This is a genomic window from Aequorivita lipolytica (genome assembly GCF_007997135.1).
GTDB lineage: Bacteria > Bacteroidota > Bacteroidia > Flavobacteriales > Flavobacteriaceae > Aequorivita > Aequorivita lipolytica.
Window position 1 is genome coordinate 59821 of sequence record NZ_VORU01000001.1, and the last position, 23935, is coordinate 83755.

Below are 23935 nucleotides of genomic sequence, written 5' to 3' on the forward strand. Positions count from 1 at the left end.
AACGACTTTTAGATATCGTTATTATTCTTCTTCGTTAAGAACTTCTTTTTTCGATTTTTGACGCACAGGCTGTTTTGCCTCTTTCATGTCTTTTACGTCTTCTTCGTCAGTTGAAGGAACTTCAGCTTTCACCTTTTTTGCGGGCTTATCTTCCTTGTCTTTTTTAGGCGCCTTTGCTTTATTTGCCATTCCTTCTTCATCGTCACTATCGTCATCTTTTCCAGACTTTCTTTCAGATAGACCTTCAATAACAGCTTCAGAAACAAAGCTCATAATGCTTTCAATAGATTTTGAAGCATCATCGTTAGATGGGATTACATAGTCAATAACACGTGGGTCACTGTTAGTATCCACCATTGCAAAGATTGGGATGTTCAATTTCAACGCTTCAGCAACTGCAATGTGTTCGCGAGTTGTGTCAACGATGAAAAGTGCTGCAGGAAGACGGCTCATATCAGAAATTGAACCTAAGTTCTTCTCTAATTTAGCACGAAGACGATCTACTGCCAAACGCTCTTTCTTAGAAAGTGTCATGAAAGTTCCGTCTTGCTTCATTCTATCAATAGAAGCCATTTTCTTAACAGCCTTGCGGATAGTTACAAAGTTGGTAAGCATACCACCGGGCCATCTTTCTGTGATGTAAGGCTGGTTGGCAGCTTTTGCTTTTTCAGCAACAATATCCTTTGCTTGTTTTTTGGTAGCTACAAAAAGAATTTTGCGACCACTGCCTGCAATTTTTTTAAGAGCTTCTCCAGCTTCTTCAATTTTTGCGGCGGTTTTGTAAAGGTTGATAATGTGGATCCCGTTGCGCTCCATATAGATATACGGCGCCATGTTTGGGTTCCATTTGCGGGTTAGGTGGCCAAAATGCACACCAGCTTCTAGTAAGTCTTTTACTACTACTTTTCTTGCCATTTTTGTTTTAGTTTACGTTCTGTGAAAGGATAGCAACCAGAGCAGCGCTTTGGTTTAGATGCTAAACTAACACCCGAATTTTTCGGGTTAACAGCTTTTTTAATTAATAATGAATATGAACTTGTTTCGTTTCAATTTAACTTGAAACTAATTTTATGCGGTGCCGCAACAAGTGCGGCACGACACATAAAATATAAATTATCTCTTAGAGAATTGGAATTTCTTACGGGCTTTTTTCTGTCCGAATTTCTTACGCTCTACCATTCTTGGATCTCTTGTAAGCAAACCTTCTGGTTTCAAGATACCGCGGTTGTCGTCATTAAGCGTGCACATAGCTCGGGAAATAGCAAGGCGAATAGCTTCTGCCTGTCCTGTAATTCCACCACCAAATACATTTACTGTAATGTCGAAAGTTGTTTCGTTTTCTGTAAGTACTAAAGGTTGTTTTACTTTATACTGAAGTGTTCCAGTTGGAAAGTAATTTTCAAACTCACGCTTGTTGATGGTGATGTTTCCTTTACCTTCTTTAAGGTAAACACGTGCAACAGCAGTTTTTCTTCTACCTATTTTGTGAATTGTCTCCATTACTTGTTGTCGTTAAAGTTAATAGCTCTAGGTTTTTGTGCTTCTTGACCGTGGTTAGCATCTACATAAACTTTCAGGTTTCTGAAGATTTCCGCGCCCAATTTGTTTTTGGGAAGCATTCCTTTCACAGCTTTTTCAACAAGCCTTGCAGGGTCTTTTTTGTACATTTCTGTAGCGGTAAGGCTACGTTGTCCACCAGGATAACCTGTGTGGCGAATGTACGTTTTGTCGTTCCATTTGTTACCGGTAAGGTTTATTTTACCAGAGTTAATAATAATTACGTTATCACCGCAATCTACGTGTGGGGTGAAATTTGGTTTGTGCTTACCGCGAAGTAATTTAGCAACTTCGCTTGCAAGACGACCCAATGTTTGCCCGTCCGCATCTACTACCAACCATTCTTTTACAACGGTGTTCTTGTTAGCAGATACTGTTTTGTAACTTAATGTATCCATTTAGTCTTTGTCAATCGTTAATAATTCATTGTTTTCTCACCCTAAAACAAAACGGATTTTGCCTAAGAGGGGTGCAAATGTAATGCTATTTATTTGAAAAGCAAGGAGTGAAAGAAAAAAAAGACTTAAGACCGCTTCGCTGAAAGACATAAGATATAAGACTATTGTGTAGATAGAAATATGAGTTTCCAATATTGAATAAAACCTTGCGTCTTTGCGGCTTTGCGAGAGAAAATTTTGCACGCAAAGACGCGAAGATTTCGATTCCAATATTTTAGTTACTTAGTTTAGCAGAAGTTTCGATTTCGATTTTAGTTTCGATTTCGTTTTCAAAATTATTCCAAAGTCACAATTAAATCATCTTTCATAACCATCGTTCCGGGCTTTAACGATATGGATTTTACTTTCCCAGCTTTGTTTGCTGTAATAGTGGTTTCCATTTTCATAGCTTCAATAATAAAAAGATGATCGTTCTTTTTTATTTCCTGACCTTTTTTCACTAAGATTTTATAAAGACTTCCCTGCAATGGTGCGCCGTATTGATTGGTGTCCTGCGGATCAATCTTTACGTGAACTTCTTTTTCCACTTTTATCGATTTGTCTTTAATTTCTATAAATCGATTTTCGCCGTTTACAGAAAAGAAAACAATACGAACTCCATCATCGTTAGGAATCCCTACCGAAAGCAGTTTTACAATAATAGATTTCCCTGGTTCCAGTTCAATAATTGCCTCTTCCTGAAGCCTCATTCCGTAGAAGTAATTTATTGTGGAAAGAATGGCAACATTTCCGTACTTTTTATATTTCTCGTGGGCATCTTCAAAAACCCGAGGATATAAACTATAGGACAGAAAATCTTCAAACTCTATAGGCCTTGTAAAACCTTGTTGGAATTTTTTACTAAATACTTTAAATTCTGAATCAAAGTCTATAGGTTCTAAATGTGCATTGGGTCTGTCGGTATAAGACTTGTTGTTTTTCAGAATTATCTTTTGAAGTTTCTTCGGAAATCCGCCCAAAGGTTGCCCTAGATCACCCTTAAAGAAATTGATGACAGATTCTGGGAAAGAAATATCCTCTCCACGTTCCATAACATCTTCTGGAGTGAGATTATTAGTAACCATAAAAATGGCCATATCGCCCACTACTTTGGAGCTTGGGGTAACTTTTACCAAATTGCCGAACATTCCATTTACTTGAGCATACATTTTTTTCACATCATCAAAACGATCGCCTAAACCAAGCGCTTCGGCTTGCGGACGTAAATTTGAATATTGTCCGCCAGGGATTTCATGCTGGTAAACTTCCGCAGTTCCTGCTTTTAGGCCAGACTCAAAAGGATAGTACATTTCGCGCACATCTTCCCAATAGTTTGAAAATTCGTTCAACTTATTTATATCGAACTTATTTTCGCGCGGTTGATTGCGCATCATTTCTACAATAGAGTTGAAATTGGGCTGGGAGGTAAGTCCTGAAAGTCCCCCCAAAGCCACGTCCACAACATCAACGCTCGCTTCAATAGCTTTTAAATAAGTTGCAGATTGAATTGAGGAAGTGTCGTGCGTATGAAGATGCAGCGGAATTTTCACAGTGTCCTTTAATGCTGATACCAATTCTGCCGCCGCATAAGGTTTTAAAAGTCCGGCCATATCTTTAATGGCAATCATATGAGCGCCTGCATTTTCAAGGTCTTTTGCCAGTTGGGTGTAATATTTTAAAGTGTACTTTTTTTCTTTTGGATCGAGAATATCACCCGTGTAACTTATGGCCGCTTCTGCAATTCCGCCTGTTTTGTTTCGAACGAAATTGATACTCGGTTCCATCGCTTTTACCCAGTTTAACGAATCGAATATTCTGAAAATATCTATTCCATTTTCCCAGGAAGTTTCAATGAATTTTTCAATTAAATTATCGGGATACGCTTTGTAACCCACGCCATTAGAACCGCGCAGCAACATTTGGAAGAGTATATTCGGCATTAATTTGCGAAGCTCCCGCAAACGCGTCCACGGGCTTTCGTTTAAAAAACGCAGACAAACATCAAAAGTTGCGCCGCCCCACATTTCAATACTAAAGGTGTTGGGGTGGTTTTTGGCAAAGCTCTCCGCAACTTGGAGCATATCATAAGTTCGCATTCGCGTTGCTAATAAAGATTGGTGGGCGTCACGAATGGTTGTGTCTGTATAATGTATCCTTTTTTCATCCTTCAGCCAAGCGCAGAATTTTTCTGGACCCATTTCCGTAAGCATATCTTTTGTTCCTTTCGGATAGCCTTTTTCGGGATCGAACTTTGGGATTTTTGGAGTTCTGAAAATTCTATTTTTATCGAAAGCCTTTACATCTGGATTTCCGTTTACAATTACTTCACCTAAATAATTCACAATTTTTGAAGTACGGTCCTGCGGAAGTTTTATATCAAATAAGGAAGGCGTATTGGCTATAAAATTAACGGTTGCCTTCCCTTCTCTAAAGGTTTCATTCTGAATTACGTTTTGAAGAAAATGAATATTGGTTTTCACCCCACGAATGCGAAATTCTTTTAAAGCACGCACCATTTTACGCACTGCACCATCCAAAGTTCGTCCGTGAGCTGATACTTTTACAAGCATGGAATCGAAAAAAGGGCTAACGCTGTATGATTGGTAAATACTTCCCGCATCTAAGCGAATACCCATTCCTGAAGCACTTCTGTAGGTGGTAATAGTGCCGTAATCTGGAGTAAAATTGTTTTCGGGATCTTCCGTTGTTAAACGGCATTGCATTGCAAAACCATAGGTGGCGAGTGATTCCTGATCGTAGATTTTTATCTGTGTATCTGAAAGTTTGTAACCGCCGGCAACAAAAATCTGGGTTTTTATAAGGTCAATGCCCGTTACCATCTCGGTGACCGTGTGTTCTACTTGTATTCTTGGGTTTACCTCGATAAAGAAAACATTGTCTTCTTTATCTACCAAAAATTCTACAGTACCTACATTATTGTATTTTACTTCTTCCGCAATCTGAATGGCGTATTTGTATAAATCCTGTTTTACTTTTTCTGAAACATTAAAAGACGGTGCAATTTCTACTACTTTTTGATGTCTACGTTGCACAGAGCAGTCGCGCTCAAATAAATGCCGAATATTGCCATGGTTATCTGCAACAATCTGTACTTCCAAGTGCTTCGGGTCTTCTACGTATTTTTCTAAAAACATAGTATCATCGCCAAACGCATTGAGTGATTCGCTACGGGCAGATTCAAAATTGTTATTTAAATCTTCTTTAGTTCGAATTATTCGCATCCCGCGTCCGCCGCCGCCAGAGGCTGCTTTTAGCATGAGGGGATAACCGATGGTTTTTGCTTCGGAAAGCGCGATTTTGAGATCAGTAAGTTTTTTGGTGTTGCTTTGTATTATGGGAACATTGCATTTTTCAGCAATTTTTTTAGCCGTGATTTTATCGCCCAAAGCGTCCATAACCTTCGGGTCCGGACCTATAAATATGATGCCGTTTTTGGCGCAGTTACGAGCGAATTCGGAATTTTCAGATAAAAATCCATATCCGGGATGGATGGCGTCCACTTGTTTCAATTTTGCCAAAGCAATGATGGCATTGCCGTCCAGATATGGTTTTAAAGGTTGGTCGTTTTCGCCTATTTGGTAAGATTCATCGGCTTTGTAGCGGTGTTGCGAATAGCGGTCTTCATAGGTGTAAATGGCAACTGTTTTCAAGTTAATTTCTGCACAGGCACGTAGCACCCGTATGGCTATTTCGCCGCGATTGGCCACTAATACTTTTTTAATTTTCATGGAAGACATTTTTTTAAAATTAGAAACACCGTGTTAAAGATAGCAAATACTATGCGCGCATAGTATAACAAATCAATTTTTATTAAAATACCTAAAAGGTAGGCGGTATCAATATCATTTCACATAAAACTTTGTGAATTATGAGAGAATATAAGGGTTTTCGCTTTTATAATTTCGGATTACAAAATCTAGAGCGCTTTGCACTACTTCGCCCATATTGCGTGCCTTTTTAAATTTTACATCGCCGGTTAGTTCAAAAAGATCCATTTTCAATTGTTTTACTTTTTCGGGAGAAGAGATAGTATCGTTTTTCATACAACTCATCAAACCTTTTAATCTTTTCTTCATACTTGTAGCGCGTTTTGCTAACAGAGATCGTTCCTCGCCAATATACTGATCTATGGAGGTTTGCTGTAAAAGTTGCGAGGTCATTTCTACTAACTTATTGTTTTCTTTTAGAAACTGTGGTTTGTAGACCTTGGCATTTCCTTCATAACTTTGTTGGTCAAAATCCAGGGCGCGAATTCTATATTGAATTCGGTCAAAATCGTGTGTTAGCACCATAACATAATTGTAGGAGCGCATATCGCCCAATAAGCGCACGAAGCAACGCTCGTTGAATTTTACAAATTCTTTGGCAATTTCCATTTTATCACGGTGTGAGCAATTGTCTAGATGATTGATTATAAAATCGTCTCCTGGAATACCCGAAATGTGTTCTTCTATTAAAGTGTTTTTTCGAACCAAAAAGTTAATGTGGTTTGGCGAAAGTAAATCTTCTAATTCTAATCCATATATGCGCGAAGCATCGGCCTTTTTAATGTATAGATATAGGTAATTATCATTTAGAATATTCCGCACTTTTATTCTAAATGGCTTGGAGTTTCCGAAGGTGCAAAAATCAATATTGTCTATATTAAGGTAGGGAAAAATAGTGTCACTTCCGTCAGAGTGTAAAATGGAATACACTTTCTTCAGACTTAAGTTAATCTCTTCGGTTTCAAATTCAGAATAGTAAACGCTAACCCATAAGGTGTCATTTCCGTTTTTGTCGAATACAGAAACCGAGCCTTGAAAACGCAACAAATCGTCGTAATAAATAGGAATTTTTATAGTCCTTCCGTGACGGGTAAGGTATTTTAAAAGCTCGTCCGTAATGGGATAGGCGGGTTTCTTTTTTGAAATGAGTTTGTTGTCATTGTTCTCCATAGCAGCGGGAAATATTTTATAAAGATATGGATTTTCATAATTCTGAATTCTGAATTCTAAATTCAGAATTATTCCTTAACAAACTTTTTCAAAGCCACATTCTTCCCAGAATACAGCTGCACATAATAAACACCGGAAGCCAAACGGGAGACATCCACGGTTGGAGAAACTGTATCTACTTCTAGTTGCAAAACTTTGCTGCCCGTCATTGTATAAATGTTTACTTGGTCTATGGTTTTGTCTTGTGTATTGAGCTGTAAAATGTTTTTTGTGGGGTTGGGGTAGAGGGTTATTACTGAGGAAAAGGGGTTTTCTTCGAGGCCTAATGTTTGGGCGTGTTTTATGATCCAGTAATCTTGTCCTCCTCTAGAATTTTCTGTTTTATCGCCAGAGATGTTCGATTGTGAGTTTCCACCCAATATATAGTTTCCGTCTGAAGCTTGAATAACTGATGTTATCCCATCAATTTCACTACCACCGATTGTATTTTGCCATTCAATTATACCAACGTTATTTATTTTAACTAACCAACAATCGAAATTGCCTTGCCCATTTTCAGTTTTATCGCCTGAAATATCAGACCGGGAGAAACCACCTATAATATAGCCGCCATCGGAGGTTTGGTTTGCAGAATATGCTTGATCAATATCATTGCCCCCAATAGTATTTTGCCATTCTAAATTACCGGAAGAATTTAGTTTAACAATCCAAAAATCTGAACTACCTAATGAATCTTCAGTTTTATCGCCCGAAATATCTGATGAGGATCTGCCTGATAATAGAAACCCGTTATCTGACGTTTGAATTACAGAATTTAGAACATCTGTTTGACTTCCTCCGATTGTTTTGTCCCACTCAATGGTTCCAGAAGAACTTAATTTGATAATCCAATAATCATATTCGCCTTTTGAATTTTCAGTTTTATTTCCAGAAATATTTGAGTCTGAATATCCTCCAAGAATACAACCGCCATCTGAAGTTAATACCATCGTAGAAAATGAATCAGATGATGATCCCCCGATAGTTTTCTGCCAAACAATATTCCCTGAAAGGTCTAACTTTAATAGCCAATAATCATCTTCCCCAATTGCGTTTTCGGTCTTGTCCCCAGAAATATTTGACCTTGAACCTCCACTTATAAAATAACCATCGTTTGCGACTCTAATTTGGGGGAGGCTTTCAGAATCACTCCCTCCAATAGTTTTGTCCCATTCTACATTTCCAGAAGTGTCAAGTTTCACAATCCAATAGTCATCTAAACCTCTCGAATTTTCAGTTTTATCACCAGAAATGTCTGAAGTTGATTCTCCGCAGGCAATAAATCCACCATCGGGAGTAAATTCTAGAGAATGTAAATCGTCATAACCGTTTCCGCCGATAGAATTCTGCCATTCAATGACTCCATCGGAATCGGTTTTTATTATCCAAGTATCAATATACCCGTTGGAGCCATCCGTTTTGTCTCCTGAAATGTCAGATTGGGAAGCACCGCCGAAAATAAAGCCTCCATCAGGAGTTTCTTTAAAATCATTTAAATATTCCTCTTCACTTCCCCCAATGGTCCGCTGCCAGAGGATATTTGGGTCTTGGGCGTAAATAGCAAAAGTGGAAAGCAATAGCGCTAAAAGGATAATTATTTTTTTCATAATAAAGTTCATTAGGATTTTCGGGTTACAATATATATAATTCACAAAAAGGAAATATGGATTTTTGGAATTTGTTATTTTGGAATTTTCGCCCCAAGGCGTCTAGTGCGCCTCCAACCAATTCTCCCCAACACCCAAATCTACATCCAATGGAACGGTAAGTTTATAGGCGTTCTCCATTTCGTGCTTCACCATCGTTTTTAGTTTTTCCAGCTCAGGTTTGTAGGCATCGAAAACAAGTTCATCGTGTACTTGCAAAAGCATCTTGCTTTTATAGTTCTCCGCTTCCAGTTTTTTGTGGATGTTTATCATCGCAATTTTGATGATGTCCGCCGCGCTTCCCTGTATTGGTGCGTTCACGGCGTTTCGCTCTGCGGCGCCACGCACTACTTGATTGCTTCCGTTTATGTCTTTTAGATAGCGTCTTCGGCCCATAACGGTTTCTACATAACCGTTTTCACGGGCAAATTGTATTTGTTCGCTTATGTAATTGCGAAGTTTTGGATAGGTTTTATAATAAGTATCAATCAAATCCTTAGCCTCGCCACGGGAAAGATTGGTTTGATTGCTCAGGCCAAAGGCGGAAACGCCATAAATAATCCCAAAGTTTACGGTTTTGGCGTTGCTTCTTTGTTCGCGGGTTACTTCACTTAACGGCACATTAAAAACCTTTGCAGCGGTAGAGGCGTGAATATCCTCGCCATTTTTAAAGGCTTCAATCATATTATCCTCTTCACTCAAAGCAGCGATAATACGAAGTTCTATTTGCGAATAATCCGCCGCCATCAAAACGTAATCTTCGTTTCTCGGGATGAAAGCTTTTCGTACTTCACGTCCGCGTTCGGTTCTAATTGGGATATTTTGAAGGTTTGGATTGTTGCTGCTCAAGCGTCCAGTTGCTGCAACGGTCTGCATATAATCTGTATGCACGCGGCCAGTCGCTTTTTCAACTTGTTCCGGCAGCGCATCCACATAAGTACTTTTTAGTTTTGCAAGACCGCGATATTCCAAAACATCACGAATTATTTTGTGGTCTTTTGCCAAATAGGAAAGCGTATCTTCTGCAGTAGAATATTGGCCTGTTTTGGTTTTTTTCGGTTTATCAATTAATTTTAATTTTCCGAAAAGTATATCGCCCAACTGCTTTGGTGATGCAATGTTGAAAGTTTCATCAGCTTCTTCGTAAATATTTTTTTCAAGTTGAAGAATGTCTTTATCCAATTCCACGGAGAGTTTTCTCAGAAATTCCTCGTCAAGATTTATTCCCTCCAGTTCCATAGCTGCCAAAACGCGGAGCAATGGCACTTCAATTTCATCAAAGAGTTTTTGGGTATTTGCTTCACCCAATTCTTTTTCGAAATGCTCTTTTAGCTGAAATGTTACATCTGCATCCTCAACGGCATATTCGGTTTGTTTTTCCACTTCCACATCGCGCATATTTAATTGGTTTTTGCCTTTTTTGCCAATCAGTTCTGTTATGGAAACAGGTGTATAATTAAGATACGTTTCACTCAAAACGTCCATATTGTGGCGCATATCTGGGTTTATCAAATAATGCGCAAGCATGGTATCAAACAATTTTCCTTTTACTGAAATGTTGTATTTAGCCAAAACCTTAATGTCGTATTTCAAATTCTGACCAATTTTCTGAATAGATTCGTCTTCAAAAAATGGGCGGAGTTCTTCCAAAAGTTGTTGTGCTTCTTCTTTGTTTTCGGCGAAAGGAATATAAAAACCTTTTCCCTTTTCCCAAGAAAAAGCGATGCCAACTAATTCTGCCTCCAGCGGATTCAAACCTGTGGTTTCGGTATCAAAACACACACTTTTCTGCTTCATTAAATTTTGAAGAAAAAGCTTGGTGCCCATTCCCGGCTGTACAGTTTGGTAAAAATGCTCCGTGTTTTCAATCGTAGCGCGGGAGTTGTAATCTTTTATTTCTTCGGAAGTTTCGCCATCGCCACCAAAGAGGGAAAATTGACCGGTTCCTGCAGTCCCCCCTCGATCCCCCCCGAGGGGGGAAGATAGGTTTTTAGAAGATTGAGAATTTGAAATCTGTGTAACTCTTTCCGAAGCGCCTTCTTCGGAAAACAATTTCAGAAATTGTTCTTTCAGTCTTCTAAATTCTAACTCTTCGAAAATCTGTTGCACTTTTTCGCCATCGGGCATGGAGAGTTCGTAATCTTTTTCATTGAAGGTTACATCACAAGTTACGCAAATGGTTGCAAGCTTTTTTGAAAGTATACCCAGTTCAGCATTTTCTTCAATCTTCTCTTTCATTTTGCCTTTCAGCTTGTGCGTATTTGCCAAAAGATTTTCCATTGTGCCGAATTCTGCAATAAATTTTTTCGCGGTTTTTTCACCCACACCGGGCAGCCCGGGAATATTATCGCTGGCATCGCCCATCATTCCCAAATAATCAATAACCTGTTCTGGGCGCTCTACACCAAAACGCTTCTGCACTTCTGGAATTCCCCAAATTTCAATGGCGTTGCCCATTCGCGCTGGGCGATACATAAAAATGTTTTCTGAAACCAACTGTCCAAAATCCTTGTCGGGCGTAACCATAAAAACCTGATAGCCCTGTTTTTCCGCCTGCTGTGCAAGCGTCCCTATAATATCGTCCGCCTCCAAACCTGAAAGTTCTACGCAGGGAATGTGCATTGCCTTAATTATTTCCTGAATAATGGGTATAGATTGCTTTATCACATCTGGCGTGGCATCGCGATTTGCCTTATAATCTGCGAACATTTCGGTACGTTCGGCGCTGCCATCTTTGTCAAAGCAAACCGCCAAATGATCTGGCCGTTCGCGGCGTATAACATCAAAAAGCGAATTGAGAAAACCCATAATTGCTGAGGTATCCTGCCCTTTGCTATTGATGGTTGGGTTTTTTATAAGTGCGTAATACCCGCGAAAAATAAGGGCGTATGCATCGAGAAGAAAAAGGCGTTTTTGGGTGGACATAGTTTTTATTTGAAAATAGCGTCAGCCTGAGTCCTTCGGCTACGCTCAGGATAAACTGAAGTCGAAGGCCAAAGGAAATTCAGAACTTGAAAGCGTTTCGACTGCGCTCAAGGTGACATTTGTTTAGCTTCAAAAATAAAAAGAACACTTCACAAATGAAGGGTTTTCTTTGAAAAAGAAAAATCCTTTCCCAGAACTGTCAGGTTTTTGAAACCTGACAGGTTTTAACGCTTCAAAATTTAAAACCAAAGCGTACTTTTGTCAAACTTATTAAGAATTATTAATTAAAAGATACCCGCCTTCGCGGGCATGAACAATGAATAAAAAATATTCAATGGTAATCCACGGCGGCGCTGGGACACTGGTAAAAGGGTTGATGACCCCTGAAAAGGAAGAGGAGTATAAAGCTGCTTTAAATGAAGCTCTAGAAAAAGGATATGCAATTCTTGAAAACGGCGGAAGTGCAATGGATGCTGTTGAAACTGCCGTTAACAATTTGGAAGACTCGCCGCTTTTCAACGCTGGAAAGGGAAGTGTTTTTACAAATGACGGTACCCACGAAATGGATGCTGCAATTATGGACGGCAAGACTCGGGATGCAGGCGCTGTTTCATTAATAACAGGAATTAAAAATCCTATCTCTTTAGCACGGGACGTAATGGATAAAACCGATCACGTTTTTCTCGCTGGGGAAGGTGCTATGCGTTTTGCGAAAAGTTTAGACTATACACTAGAAACTCCAGAATATTTTTATGATGAACACAGATATCAGCAGTGGCAAAACATAAAAGATAGCGATAAATTCGAGCTGGATCACAGTATGAAAAAAGAAGGCAAGTTTGGAACCGTAGGCGCAGTAGCTTGCGATAAAAGTGGAAATATTGCCGCCGCAACCTCAACTGGTGGAATGACCAATAAACGCTGGGGACGCGTGGGAGATAGCCCGATGATTGGCGTAGGAAACTACGCAAACAACAAAACCTGTGCGGTAAGCTGCACAGGCAGTGGTGAATTTTTTATTCGCGGCGTGGTTGCTTACGATGTTTCCTGCTTGATGGAATATAAGGGAATGACTTTGGTGGAAGCTGCTTCCGAAGTAATAAACAAGCGTGTTTTAGAAATTGGCGGCGACGGCGGCCTAATTGCCGTGGACGCAAAGGGAAATATAGCAATGCCCTTCAACACCGAAGGAATGTACCGCGCCTTCAAAACTTCTGAAGAAAAAAAAGAGATTGGAATTTATAAAGATTAATTTGACTAATTCCTAAACTATAAAGTTTGAGATTCAATAACCCGAATATGATGCGGTGATATTTTAAGTTTATTTTTCTTAATATCGAAACGGTCGCCGTTTGCCAGAATATGTGTTTTTAAATTATTGAGGGACATTGGCGTGCCGTTTTCAACCAATGCTTGATTGTTGTGCTTCAATTTTCTTGGGTCAAAAAGGATGACCATTCCTGAGCCAATCACTTCAACAATATTGCACTTTTTGATAACGAGTCCGGTATCTTCCGCCAAACCAATGCCGATGAGTTTGGGGAAACGGGCAACGGCTTCTGCAAGCCTTCCAAAGCGCCCACGACGTATAAAGTGTGAATCTATTATCAAATTCGGAATAAAGCCCATGCCTTCTCCCATCAAAACCGCACCTTTGGTAAAGGCTTCTTTAATTCCTCCACCTTTAATCATTTCTTGACTCATGCACATTGCTCCGGCGCTTGTGCCTGCAATAATGAAATTTTCACTTTGGTATTTTTCCCTAATAATTTCGTGCAATTGAGTGCCGCCAATGTACTTTACAATTTTTGACTGATCGCCACCAGAAAACATAACGCAGTTGGCTTTTTTCATCAGCTCCAAAAAGTCTGGATTTTCGGCTTCCTCCCGACTTCTAATGTCCATAATATGAACATTATTGCAGTCCAGTTTATTAAAAGCATTAAGATAATTTTCGCTTACTTCCACCGGAATACTAGAGGCAGTTGGTATAACAATTATAGTGGCTTTAACGCCGCCACTTTCACGAACCACACGTGAAAGAATACCATCCTGTATATATTCTAAAGTATATCTTTCGTTTTCGCCGTTTCCTTTGTCTTCATTTCCACCTATGGGGATTAGGGTGCCTTTTACGCTCATGAATTTATTTGATTTGGGGTCAAAAATACGGTAATTGTTATAAAAATTAGTCATATATTTATCAAATTCGAACCAAACTAACAAATCCGTCAACTTATGCGAATTAGAGAAATCAACGCAATGCGAGGACCAAATTACTGGTCCATTCGTCGTCATAAATTAATAGTAATGGTCCTGGACCTTGAGGAAATGGAGAATTATCCTTCAAATAAAATCCCGGGATTTATTGATAGGTTAAAAACCATGTTTCCAAGTATGTATGGGCATAGATGTTCTGTTGGTGAACCTGGCGGTTTTTTTCAACGGGTGGAAGAAGGAACTTGGATGGGCCACATTATTGAGCATATTGCGTTAGAAATTCAGACTATTGCGGGGATGGACACAGGTTTTGGAAGAACACGCGGGTATGGGGAAACTGGAGTTTATAATGTGGTTTTTTCATATATGGAGGAAAACGTGGGCCGATACGCTGCCGAAGCTGCAGTAAAAATTTGTAACGCATTAATTTCAGCAGATGATTATGATCTGGATGCTGATATCCAAAAAATGCGGGAATTACGTGAAGCCGAGCGGTTGGGGCCTAGTACGGGTTCAATTGTAGAAGAAGCCGCGGCTAGGGGAATCCCTTGGATACGATTAAATAAATACTCACTATGCCAGTTGGGTTACGGTGCCAACCAAAAACGCATACAGGCCACCGTAACCAGTGAAACCAGCAGTATTGGGGTGGAATTGGCCTGTGATAAGGAAGACACAAAATTCTTGTTGGAACAGGCGCAAGTGGAAGTACCGCGAGGCGATATTATTTCACGTGAAAGCAGCTTGGAAGAAGCCTGCCGTTATGTAGGATTTCCATTGGTGGTTAAACCAATAGATGGCAACCACGGAAGGGGAATTACGGTGAACATTAAAACTTATGAAGAAGCATTGGTAGCCTTTAGGGCTGCACAAAACATATCTTCAAAAGTTATCATTGAAAAATATATTACTGGGGAAGACTATAGGCTTTTGGTAATAAATAATGTATTGGTAGCAGCAGCAAAAAGAACTCCCGCACACGTTATAGGTGATGGAAAATCAACTATTGAAGAACTGGTTATAACTGTAAATCAAGATCCGCGACGGGGTTACGGACACGAGAATGTTCTAACCCAAATTACCATAAACGACCTCACTAAAACCATTATCGCTGCCAAAGGTTATACAATTGATTCCGTATTGGCAGAAGGTGAAAGATTGCTTTTAAAAGATACGGCAAACCTTAGCACAGGAGGTACGGCAGAGGATGTAACGGATATAGTACATCCTGCAAACGTATCCATGGCGGAACGGATTTCGAAAATAATAGACCTCGATATTTGTGGAATTGATATCATGACCACAGATATAAGTCAGCCATTAAATGAAACCGGAGGCGCAGTTTTGGAAGTTAATGCGGGTCCAGGATTTAGAATGCACTTGGCGCCCACATCAGGTTTACCGCGGAATGTCGCCGCACCAGTTGTTGACAAGCTTTTTCCGCAGCAAGGTGGTACTGGAAGAATCCCGATAATCGCAATTACTGGAACCAATGGAAAAACCACAACCACACGATTGATTGCCCACATGGCAAAAATGAAAGGTTACAGAGTGGGCTATACCACCAGCGATGGCGTGTACATTCAAAATAGATTATTGATGAAAGGCGACTGTACCGGTCCCGCAAGTGCAGAATTTGTATTGAAAGACCCAACGGTAAACTTTGCCGTTTTGGAATGTGCCCGTGGCGGCCTGCTTCGCGCAGGACTCGGTTTCAAAAAATGTGATGTGGGTATTGTAACCAACGTTTCAGGTGACCATTTGGGATTGAAGGGAATACACACAGTTGAGCAACTTGCAAAAGTAAAAGGTGTAATTCCAGAAACTGTTTTACCAGATGGTTATGCAATATTGAATGCTGATGACGACCTGGTTTACGAAATGCGAAGAACTATTAATTGCAACCTCGCACTTTTCTCCATGGATGAAGAAAACCCGCGTATAAAAGCACTTCAAAAACTGGGAGGTATTACCGCTATTTATGAAAATGGATATGTTACACTGTGCCGGGGTACCTGGAAAATGCGGATTATGAAAGTCGAAAATATTCCTCTAACTTTTGGCGGGAAAGCAACTTTTATGATTCAGAATGTTCTTCCAGCAATCATTGCGGCAAATGTGCGCGGTATAAGTATAGAAGATATGAAAGTAGGTTTGGAAACCTTTATCCCATCGCCTTCGCAAACACCGGGGAGATTGAATCTTTTCAAGTTCGAAAATTTCAGCATCTTACTTGATTATGCACACAACCCGGCTGGAATGCGAGCGCTTCAAAAGTTTACGGATAGCCTGGAAGCTACAATTAAAGTAGGTATTATAGCCGGAGTGGGCGATAGAAGGGAAGAAGACACCAACGAATTGGGAAGCATTGCCGCTGAAATGTTTGACGAAATAATTATTCGTCAAGACAAACATTTGCGCGGAAAGTCTGAGGAATCGCTCATCAAAATGCTCAATGACGGTATTAAAATGAAGGATCCAAACAAGAAAACTACCATTATCCCTTCAGAAAAAGAAGCTATTACCCATGCTGTAAAAAATGCATTAAAAGGCTCGCTCATTATTTGTTGTAGCGATGTAATTCCAGATGCCTTAGAACTTGTTATGAAATTTAAAGAGCAGGAAAGTAAGGGCGAAATGATTTTTGCACAATAAAAAGCAAAAGCCGCTCCTCCTCAAAAGCGACTTTTCTCTTTAACACTGAAAAATGAAAACAATTTGATCAGGACTGATTTCACGACAAATATAATAGTCGACTATTATCCTTTTCTTAATTCAGTATTATTAAAATATTATTAAAAGAAAGCCACACCTCACTGTGGCTTTCTTCATTATAACAATTGAAAAGCTTCAATTGTTGTGTTCTTTCAGGAACGTTTTTTCAATTGTATTCAAATAAAACAATCGCCATTAGCCCAAGGCAGAGTCCTGCAATTTCCTTATGTGAAAGTACTTCGCTATATACCAGCCAGTTTACTAATGAAAGCAGAATTACATTTACTATTAAAAAGAGAACCGATGCTACAACTATGTTTTTAAAAGTGAAACTGTAAGCCAAAAAACTCAGGCCTACAACATAAAACAACATTCCTCCTGCAAAATACATTTTGCTGTTGTTGACAACCCAATTTTTCATCAGTAAATCCCCGAACGTATCAAAAAGTGCCCCTGCTGTTATGTAAATTAATGCGTTATTCATCTTAAAATTTTTTGATTAAAAATGTATCGGGGGAGCTAATACATCTCGAATATAGACTGTTACGCAAAAACTATCGGAACTTTTTAGTGAAAGGGATGTTTTTTCTAGTGAACGACGCTTATTTACTCTGTAGCAATTGTTTGAGTGTCGTTTTTTTAGAATTGCTTACAGGAATTTCAAAACCGTTGATGAGCAGGGAATCGATTCGCAATGCGTCGATTTTTAGGAGATTCACAAAATAGGAGCGATGTGTTTTGGTGAATTTTTCCGCATTGAGTTGGGCGGCCAGAAATTTTAGTGTTTTTGGAACTAAATATTCCCGTTCTTGGGTAATCACATAACAATAATTGTCAAATGCTTTTAGATAAAGTATTTGTGATTGCCTAATTTTATAAAGTTCGTTGTTTGCTGAAAAGCTGAGATATTCTTCATCGTTTTTATAATTATTCCAGGCAATTTCAATATTGCTTCTTAAGCCATTTTCAGTAAAAGGTTTTACAATGTATCCCAACGGCCGCGTTTCTTTTACTCTTTGTATGGTGTGTGGATCAGTTTGGGAAGTTAAATATAAATAAGGAATTTTTAATGTATCAAGCTTTTCGGCAAGGTGAACCCCGTCCTTTTCTCCGTCCAGTTGAATGTCCACGAGTACAAGTTGCGGATTATTTTTACTAATTCCTTCAAGAGCTTCTTCAAAATTATCTGTGATTCCACATATGCTATATCCTTGCTTTTTTAAAGCTGTTTCAATAGTAAAAGCAATAAGTGGATCATCTTCCACAATATAAATTTTCAGTTTGCCCAAAATGGTTTTTTATTTAAGTTTCTAGAGTATTTCAAACTTTTTTATGTTTAAAATCACCTCGGTTCCTTTGTTTTCGGATGAAGTATAATTTAAAGTTGCTCTCAGTTTTTTTGAAAGTGCATTCATCAGTTTTATTCCGAAGGAAGTATCTTTTATTTCGCCTTCAAAACCTTTTCCGTTGTCTTTAACTTTTAAAAGAATTTCGTCATCCTTTTTTCTGAATTCTACATAAAGAACACTTTCCGGAGTGATGCTAGTATATGCGTGTTTCAACACGTTTACTATCAATTCATTCAAAATAAGACCGATAGGGGTAATGGTTTCAATGCTCAGCACAATAGATTCTATATTCAGTTTGTAAGGCAATATTTCGCTTTTGAATTGGTGCGTCTCAAAAATATCTTTCGTCAATGCTTCTAAATATTCTTTGCTGTCAATACCTACTAATTGGTCTTTATTGTAAAGTCGCTGATGAATCAAAACCATGGAGCGGACCCTATTCTGTGCTTCGCGAAGTGCTATTTGTGCCTCTTTATCTTCCATATTTTCGGACTGAAGATATAAAAGAGAAGAGACTATCTGAAAACTGTTTTTTACGCGGTGGTGGGTTTCCTTCAATAGCACGTTTTTTTCGTCTATGGTTACTTCCAATAAATTTTTCTGCTTCGCCAAAACCAAATTTTTCTTTCTGTTTTTATAGAAGAAAAACCCAAGGAACGCGGCAAACAAAAACCCAATTACTGAAAGTATGGAATAGAGTTGGCTTTCTTTTTTGCGAGCTACAATTTCGGCATTTTTCAAGGCCGAAGTTTTGTTGAACTGAAACTGCATCTCCTGCTCTGTCTGCTTTTTTATATTTTTTTCGTTGAATATTTTTTCCCGCGCATCTTCGTAAAGCTCAAAATTTACAAGAGATTCCTTGTAATTGCCAATTGCTTTGTAAGCCAAATACAGGCCATTGCAAGCTCTTGAGAATACTTGAAGGTTTTCAGTGGAAGAAGTAATTTCCTTCGCCTTTATACAATCTGCAATTGCCAAACCGTACTTCTTCTGTTTTAAATAGTGATCACCTCTGTACGCAAGAGATTCGGCAAGTTTTCCTGATATGTTGCTGCTTTCGTAGAACGAAATTGCATTATTTAAATAGGGCAATGCTTTCTCAAAATTATTCAGGTTTGTGTAGGCAATACCAATATTTAAATCTGAATTTACGATCAATAATTCCGGAGCCCTGCCTTTAGCTTTCAACTCTTTGCCTTCAATAAAAGCCTCCAAGGCTTTGTCATATTTTTCGGTATTTAAATAGAGATCTCCTTTATTTGTTCTAAAAACTCCCGCAGCTATAAATGAGCTGTCCTGCATTGCAGATTTGTAGCCTTTGTCATAATAATAGCTTGCTTTTTCATATTCCTCCATCTGGTTGTAGAAATTGGCAATGCTATTATCCGATGCAAGACGTTCTTTTTTATAAATTATTTTTTCTTCACCCACCAGACTTATCGTATCCACTTTATCGAGAAATTCTTGTGATTTTAGAGTAAGGGCAAGCGCTCTGGGCATATCTCCTTTTAGCATATACACACCGCCCTCTGTATTCAAGATTGAAGATCTCAAAAAAGGGAGTTCGTCATCACGAATAAAGTCTTTTGATTTTTGAATGTAAAAAAGCGAAGAGTCTAAATTTGTATTGTAGTAATAATAGTTAGAGTAGTAATAATAGGTTGTTGCAAGCAATTTATGAGTATTTGCCTTTTTTGAAATCTCTTCAGACTTTTTTATAAGTTCTAAGCTGCCCGCTCCATAGCGCAATTTACTAGTAGCTCTGCTTAAAAAGGTTACTTTTTCATCTGCTGTGGTGAGTTTATCGGCTGCGTTTAGAATGGAATCTGTAACCGCAGCATTAACACTTGACTTTTCCTGCGAAAAACCAGCGAGTCCTATTATAAAGATGAGAAGCGAAAGTGAGGTTTTCAAGTTTTTGTATTCTTTTTCTAAGATACTACTTTAAAGACCACATATGCAACAACTTAAAATTTATAGAGCTATTATCTTCTGTTTTCTTTTTAAAAAGCTAAAAAGAGTGAAGAGCTAATATCTTTCGCATTTCAAAAAAAATATTTTGAAATGATGCTAAAACCGTTAAAATAAAGTGAAGTGCCATTTCAATTTTTTGAAACTTACTACCTTTAAAAATTCTTATATCTATGCGCTGGTTTCTATTCATAATCTTTTACATTCTAGTTGATATTTATGCCTTTCAGGCAGTAAAAACACTCACAAAAAGTCCTTGGTTACATGGATTTTACGTTTTTATTTCGCTGGCAGTATTGGCAGGTTTGCTTTATGAGCTCTCCTTTTTGGGCACTGCAAAAATGATGCAGCCCCCAAAAATGTATTTCTTCGGAATTTTTCTCGCAGTCTTTGTTCCAAAATTGATTATTATCATTTTTATGTTCGGGGAAGACATAGCCCGTTTTTTCGTGGGAATCTTTATGAAAGTAGCAGGCAGCGACGAGACAAGTTTTATGGCTTCCCGCAGAAAATTTGTGAGCACTATTGCTTTAGGAATTGCCGCCATTCCCTTTGCATCTTTGCTTTATGGAATGATTCAAGGCAAATACAATTATAAAGTATTGAAATACGCACTGGAGTTTGATGACTTACCAGATGAATTTGACGGTTTTACGCTAACACAGATTAGTGATATTCACAGCGGCAGTTTTGATAACCACAAAAAAGTGGAATATGCCGTGAACCTAATAAATGAACAGCAAAGTGATGTAATTCTTTTTACGGGCGATTTGGTAAACAACATTGCAGAGGAAATGAATGATTGGAAGCAACTATTTTCAACCTTAAACGCTCCAAATGGCGTATTTTCCATTCTGGGAAATCACGATTATGGCGACTATGTTAATTGGGAAAGTGCTTCGGAAAAAGCTGAAAATCTTCAGAGATTGAAATTACTTCAAAAGGAAATGGGGTGGAATTTGTTGCTTAACGAAAACAAATACCTAGAACGCAATGGCCAGAAAATAGCCTTGGTAGGGGTTGAAAATTGGGGTGAGAATGGTTTTAAACAAGCAGGTGATCTCAACAAGGCCTGTGAAGGAATTTCTGATAGCGACTTTAAAATATTGATGAGCCACGATCCATCGCACTGGCAGTCAAAAGTGAAGGAAGATCCGAGGCATTTTCATTTAACGCTCAGTGGGCATACACACGGAATGCAATTTGGCATTGAGATTCCCGGCATCATTAAATGGAGCCCCATAAAATACAGATACAAAAATTGGGCAGGAATTTATGAGGAGTTTGGACGGTATATAAATGTAAACCGCGGTTTCGGCTTTTTGGGGTATCCCGGAAGAGTCGGCATCTGGCCAGAGATTACCGTAATACAACTTAAAAAGAAACAGAATACCGTATAATAATCGGGAAATGTTATATTTGTAGAACAATTGTTCAACTAACATATTAGGCGAATGTCAAAATTTGGAGAATTAATTGAAACGCGAATCCCAGTTCTGCTAGACTTTTATGCGGAATGGGACGAAGCCTGCAAAGGAATGCATCCCGTTTTACGCGACGTTGCCGCCGCACTGGGCGATAAGGCGCGAGTTATAAAAATAGATGTAGAAAAAAACAAGGAACTTGCTGAAGCACTTCGCGTTAAAGGTTTGCCTACATTAATGATTTACAAAAATGGCGAAATGAAATGGCGCCAAAGTGGAGAACAAGATGCCAATACACTTATTGGACTTGTTAACGAGTACGTTTAGCTTCTAAACCTTCCAATGCTTCCTTTACGGTTTCATGTTTTTTCTTAAAATACTACACTAAGCATATGTATATGGCGAATCTATTGCCAAAACATTCCTCAATTCCAGCAGTTTAGCAGAATTCTTACAAAAACGTTAAATATTTCAACTTTTTCCGTTAAACTGCTTGTTTCTTCGGATTAAACCCTTTAATTTGTCGGAAAATTTCTACTTTATTTTTGATAGCTATGAAAAATTCTTACATAAAATTTTCTATTGGCAGAAGTTTGCCTTTTGTAATGCTTTTGCTTTTGTCTTTAACTGCGCAATCGCAAGTTGGTATAGGGAATACAAATCCCAATCCTTCTTCAGCGCTTGATATTACATCAACTACCCAAGGTTTACTAACACCTAGGATGACTACTTTGCAGCGAACTGCAATTTCGGCACCTGCCAACAGTCTTTTGGTTTATGATACTACGTTAAAAGCCTTTTATTATTACGATTTAACTTCAACTACCTGGATAAAAATTAATTCAGCGACGGACAAACGCAATAATTATGTTTTGGTAAAATCGGCCGCAGATCTACCAGCTCCGGTATCAGGAAAAATTACCCTTTTGTCCAACACTTATTATGAAATTAACGGTATAATTTACTTAACTGTACCCATAGATTTAAATGATGCTTACGTTTCTGGAATGGATGCAAATGAGGATATTCTTTATAGTGCAACTGCTGGCCCCGTATTTCAAGGAACAAAGGGAGGAAGTATTCGGAATGTGACAATAAGCGGTGTAGCTGGTGCAAGTGCTTTAAACATTACTGGCGGCACTTCCCTTTTGATACAGAACACGATAATTGCAAATTTGAGTAGTGTGGGAACCATTTCAAATGTTGGCCTCTATTTTGCCAACATTGTACAATTTGTTGGAAATACTACCGGTATAACTTATAGCAACATTACTAATTTATTATTGAGTAACCAAGCGTGGTTGGGGACTAATAATGGTACTTATGAAACATATATAGGCACATTTGCACTGATTCAAAAAGCGAGTGGATTCAGCAATGTTCTTCCGGGAAAAACTGGGATGAATACTACAGGAATCACTTCTATTACAGGAGATGCCGTTTTAAACCAAGTAGTTTTTTACGGAGGGGGAACATATGTGAGTGGATCTTCACCTTATACTGGATATAATTTTAACAAAGACTGGACCGTAGATTGCCCAGGCATTCCGCGGGAGGGAGATGGACAGGCAACAGCAAATATTTATTACACTGCCTCTAGCGTTGTGGTTATGGGTAACGCAACGCCTATAAAACTGCCCGTTACTACCGCTCCTATTAGGATGTTTAGAACTTCAGCTCGTGCAGGTGCAGATAGTAGCAATAGTGTGGTTTATGAAGGTAAAAAATCAAGATCCCTCACCGTTCTTGGCTCAATTTCATTTACAGCTATTGCAGGGATGCGATTTACATTTTCAATTTATAAAAATGGAGTTCAACAAATAGGTACGCAAGTTGTTTATGATGTGGTAGATACCAATGCAAGACAAGGATTGTCTATCGTTGGAACGGTAGTAGCCAACCCGACAGATTATATTGAGATTTACGTGGAAAGAACTACAGGAGCAGGTTCAAATCAGTTTCTAGTAACAAGTTATAACCTATTGGTAAATTAATTTAATAATTATTAGTCTATATTGGCTTACTTAGCCAATTTTTCTCCCCAATAAATTCCAAAACCTTTGGCAAAACATACCAAAGGTTTTTTTCTGCCTTTAGGCTATCGTGAAATACAATTATGCTTCCGGGTTTTAAGTTGTTTAAAACACTTTGAAGACATTTTTCTTCAGAAATAGTCGCGTCAAAATCATAACTAATCACATCCCACATTACAATTTCAAAACCTTTTTTTTGAAGGATTTTGGTCTGTTTGGAAGTGATTTTTCCATAGGGCGGACGGAAAAGTGATTGTAGATTTTCGATTTTCGATTGCCGATTTTCAATTTCTGAGCGGTCCGTTTTCGGTCTTCCGTCTTTCGCCATCTGTCTTTCAGCCTTTTCAACATTCTCAACATATTCCGAAGTCTTAGTTTTCCAGCCGTTCAAATGGTTAAAAGTATGGTTGCCCACAGAATGGCCTTCAGCAAGTATTCTTCTGAAAATTTCGGGATGCTTTTGAACATTTTCACCTATGCAGAAAAAGGTTGCCTTTGCATTGTGCTTTTTAAGCTCATCCAAAACCCAAGGTGTAATTTCAGGAATTGGGCCGTCATCAAAAGTTAGGTAAACTGCTTTTTCTTTCCGCGAAAATGCCCAAATCCGTTCAGGGTATAACCGCTGAATGAATCTGGGCATTTTTACTAAATTGAATTTCAA

Annotated in this window: 17 protein-coding genes; 5 read left to right on the plus strand and 12 right to left on the minus strand. The window is 38.6% G+C overall.

Annotation, left to right across the window (positions count from 1 at the left end; all coding sequences use genetic code 11):
• Positions 1–21 precede the first annotated feature (21 nt).
• From rpsB to polA, 7 genes are all read right to left on the minus strand, one after another.
• Positions 22–915: a 30S ribosomal protein S2 gene (rpsB, locus tag ESV24_RS00235; protein ID WP_111813285.1), complete on the minus strand. Its 894-nt coding sequence runs from the start codon at positions 913–915 to the stop codon at positions 22–24.
• A 198-nt stretch (positions 916–1113) separates the two neighbouring features.
• Positions 1114–1500 carry a 30S ribosomal protein S9 gene (gene rpsI / locus ESV24_RS00240; protein ID WP_111813287.1) on the minus strand — a complete coding sequence of 129 codons (387 nt, stop codon included), beginning with the start codon at positions 1498–1500 and terminating at the stop codon, positions 1114–1116.
• The gene (gene rplM, locus ESV24_RS00245) at positions 1500–1955 is read right to left on the minus strand and encodes a 50S ribosomal protein L13 (RefSeq protein ID WP_111813289.1); all 456 of its coding nucleotides are present in this window, start codon (positions 1953–1955) and stop codon (positions 1500–1502) included. Before rplM ends, rpsI begins: the two co-directional genes overlap by 1 nt.
• Positions 1956–2290: 335 nt before the next feature.
• Entirely contained in the window at positions 2291–5743 is a 3453-nt protein-coding gene (locus ESV24_RS00250; RefSeq protein WP_111814076.1) for a pyruvate carboxylase, read from the minus strand.
• Positions 5744–5881: 138 nt separating this feature from the next.
• On the minus strand, positions 5882–6952 hold the full coding sequence (locus ESV24_RS00255; RefSeq protein ID WP_111813291.1) for a hypothetical protein: 1071 nt from the start codon (positions 6950–6952) through the stop codon (positions 5882–5884).
• Positions 6953–7020: 68 nt separating this feature from the next.
• Entirely contained in the window at positions 7021–8598 is a 1578-nt protein-coding gene (locus ESV24_RS00260) for a T9SS type A sorting domain-containing protein (RefSeq protein ID WP_111814078.1), read from the minus strand.
• A gap of 102 nt (positions 8599–8700) precedes the next feature.
• Positions 8701–11562, minus strand: coding sequence for a DNA polymerase I (gene polA / locus ESV24_RS00265; RefSeq protein ID WP_111813293.1), 2862 nt, complete (start codon positions 11560–11562; stop codon positions 8701–8703).
• A 316-nt stretch (positions 11563–11878) separates the two neighbouring features.
• On the opposite strand from polA, the gene ESV24_RS00270 reads away from it, so the two are divergent.
• Entirely contained in the window at positions 11879–12814 is a 936-nt protein-coding gene (locus ESV24_RS00270; protein ID WP_111813295.1) for an isoaspartyl peptidase/L-asparaginase family protein, read from the plus strand.
• A 17-nt stretch (positions 12815–12831) separates the two neighbouring features.
• Here ESV24_RS00270 and ESV24_RS00275 read toward each other — a convergent pair whose 3' ends face one another.
• Positions 12832–13704: a cyanophycinase gene (locus ESV24_RS00275; protein WP_111814080.1), complete on the minus strand. Its 873-nt coding sequence runs from the start codon at positions 13702–13704 to the stop codon at positions 12832–12834.
• A 96-nt stretch (positions 13705–13800) separates the two neighbouring features.
• Between ESV24_RS00275 and cphA the strand changes: the two genes are divergently transcribed.
• Positions 13801–16437: a cyanophycin synthetase gene (gene cphA / locus ESV24_RS00280; protein WP_111813297.1), complete on the plus strand. Its 2637-nt coding sequence runs from the start codon at positions 13801–13803 to the stop codon at positions 16435–16437.
• 226 nt (positions 16438–16663) lie between these two features.
• Here cphA and ESV24_RS00285 read toward each other — a convergent pair whose 3' ends face one another.
• From ESV24_RS00285 to ESV24_RS00295, 3 genes are all read right to left on the minus strand, one after another.
• The gene (locus ESV24_RS00285; protein WP_111813299.1) at positions 16664–16981 is read right to left on the minus strand and encodes a hypothetical protein; all 318 of its coding nucleotides are present in this window, start codon (positions 16979–16981) and stop codon (positions 16664–16666) included.
• 118 nt (positions 16982–17099) lie between these two features.
• Positions 17100–17786 carry a LytR/AlgR family response regulator transcription factor gene (locus tag ESV24_RS00290; protein WP_111813301.1) on the minus strand — a complete coding sequence of 229 codons (687 nt, stop codon included), beginning with the start codon at positions 17784–17786 and terminating at the stop codon, positions 17100–17102.
• A gap of 21 nt (positions 17787–17807) precedes the next feature.
• On the minus strand, positions 17808–19760 hold the full coding sequence (locus tag ESV24_RS00295) for a tetratricopeptide repeat-containing sensor histidine kinase (protein ID WP_111813303.1): 1953 nt from the start codon (positions 19758–19760) through the stop codon (positions 17808–17810).
• Positions 19761–19990: 230 nt separating this feature from the next.
• Here ESV24_RS00295 and ESV24_RS00300 point away from each other — a divergent pair, with 230 nt between their 5' ends.
• The 3 genes from ESV24_RS00300 (at position 19991) to ESV24_RS00310 (ending at position 23235) form a co-directional block, all read left to right on the plus strand.
• Complete coding sequence (locus ESV24_RS00300; protein ID WP_111813305.1) at positions 19991–21217, plus strand: metallophosphoesterase; 1227 nt, start codon at positions 19991–19993, stop codon at positions 21215–21217.
• 54 nt (positions 21218–21271) lie between these two features.
• Positions 21272–21568: a thioredoxin family protein gene (locus ESV24_RS00305; protein WP_111813307.1), complete on the plus strand. Its 297-nt coding sequence runs from the start codon at positions 21272–21274 to the stop codon at positions 21566–21568.
• 227 nt (positions 21569–21795) lie between these two features.
• Positions 21796–23235: a hypothetical protein gene (locus ESV24_RS00310; RefSeq protein WP_111813309.1), complete on the plus strand. Its 1440-nt coding sequence runs from the start codon at positions 21796–21798 to the stop codon at positions 23233–23235.
• Between the two features lie 16 nt (positions 23236–23251).
• Here the strand turns inward: ESV24_RS00310 and ESV24_RS00315 are convergent, their stop codons facing one another.
• The gene (locus ESV24_RS00315) at positions 23252–23914 is read right to left on the minus strand and encodes a polysaccharide deacetylase family protein (RefSeq protein WP_111813311.1); all 663 of its coding nucleotides are present in this window, start codon (positions 23912–23914) and stop codon (positions 23252–23254) included.
• Between the last annotated feature and the right edge of the window lie 21 nt (positions 23915–23935).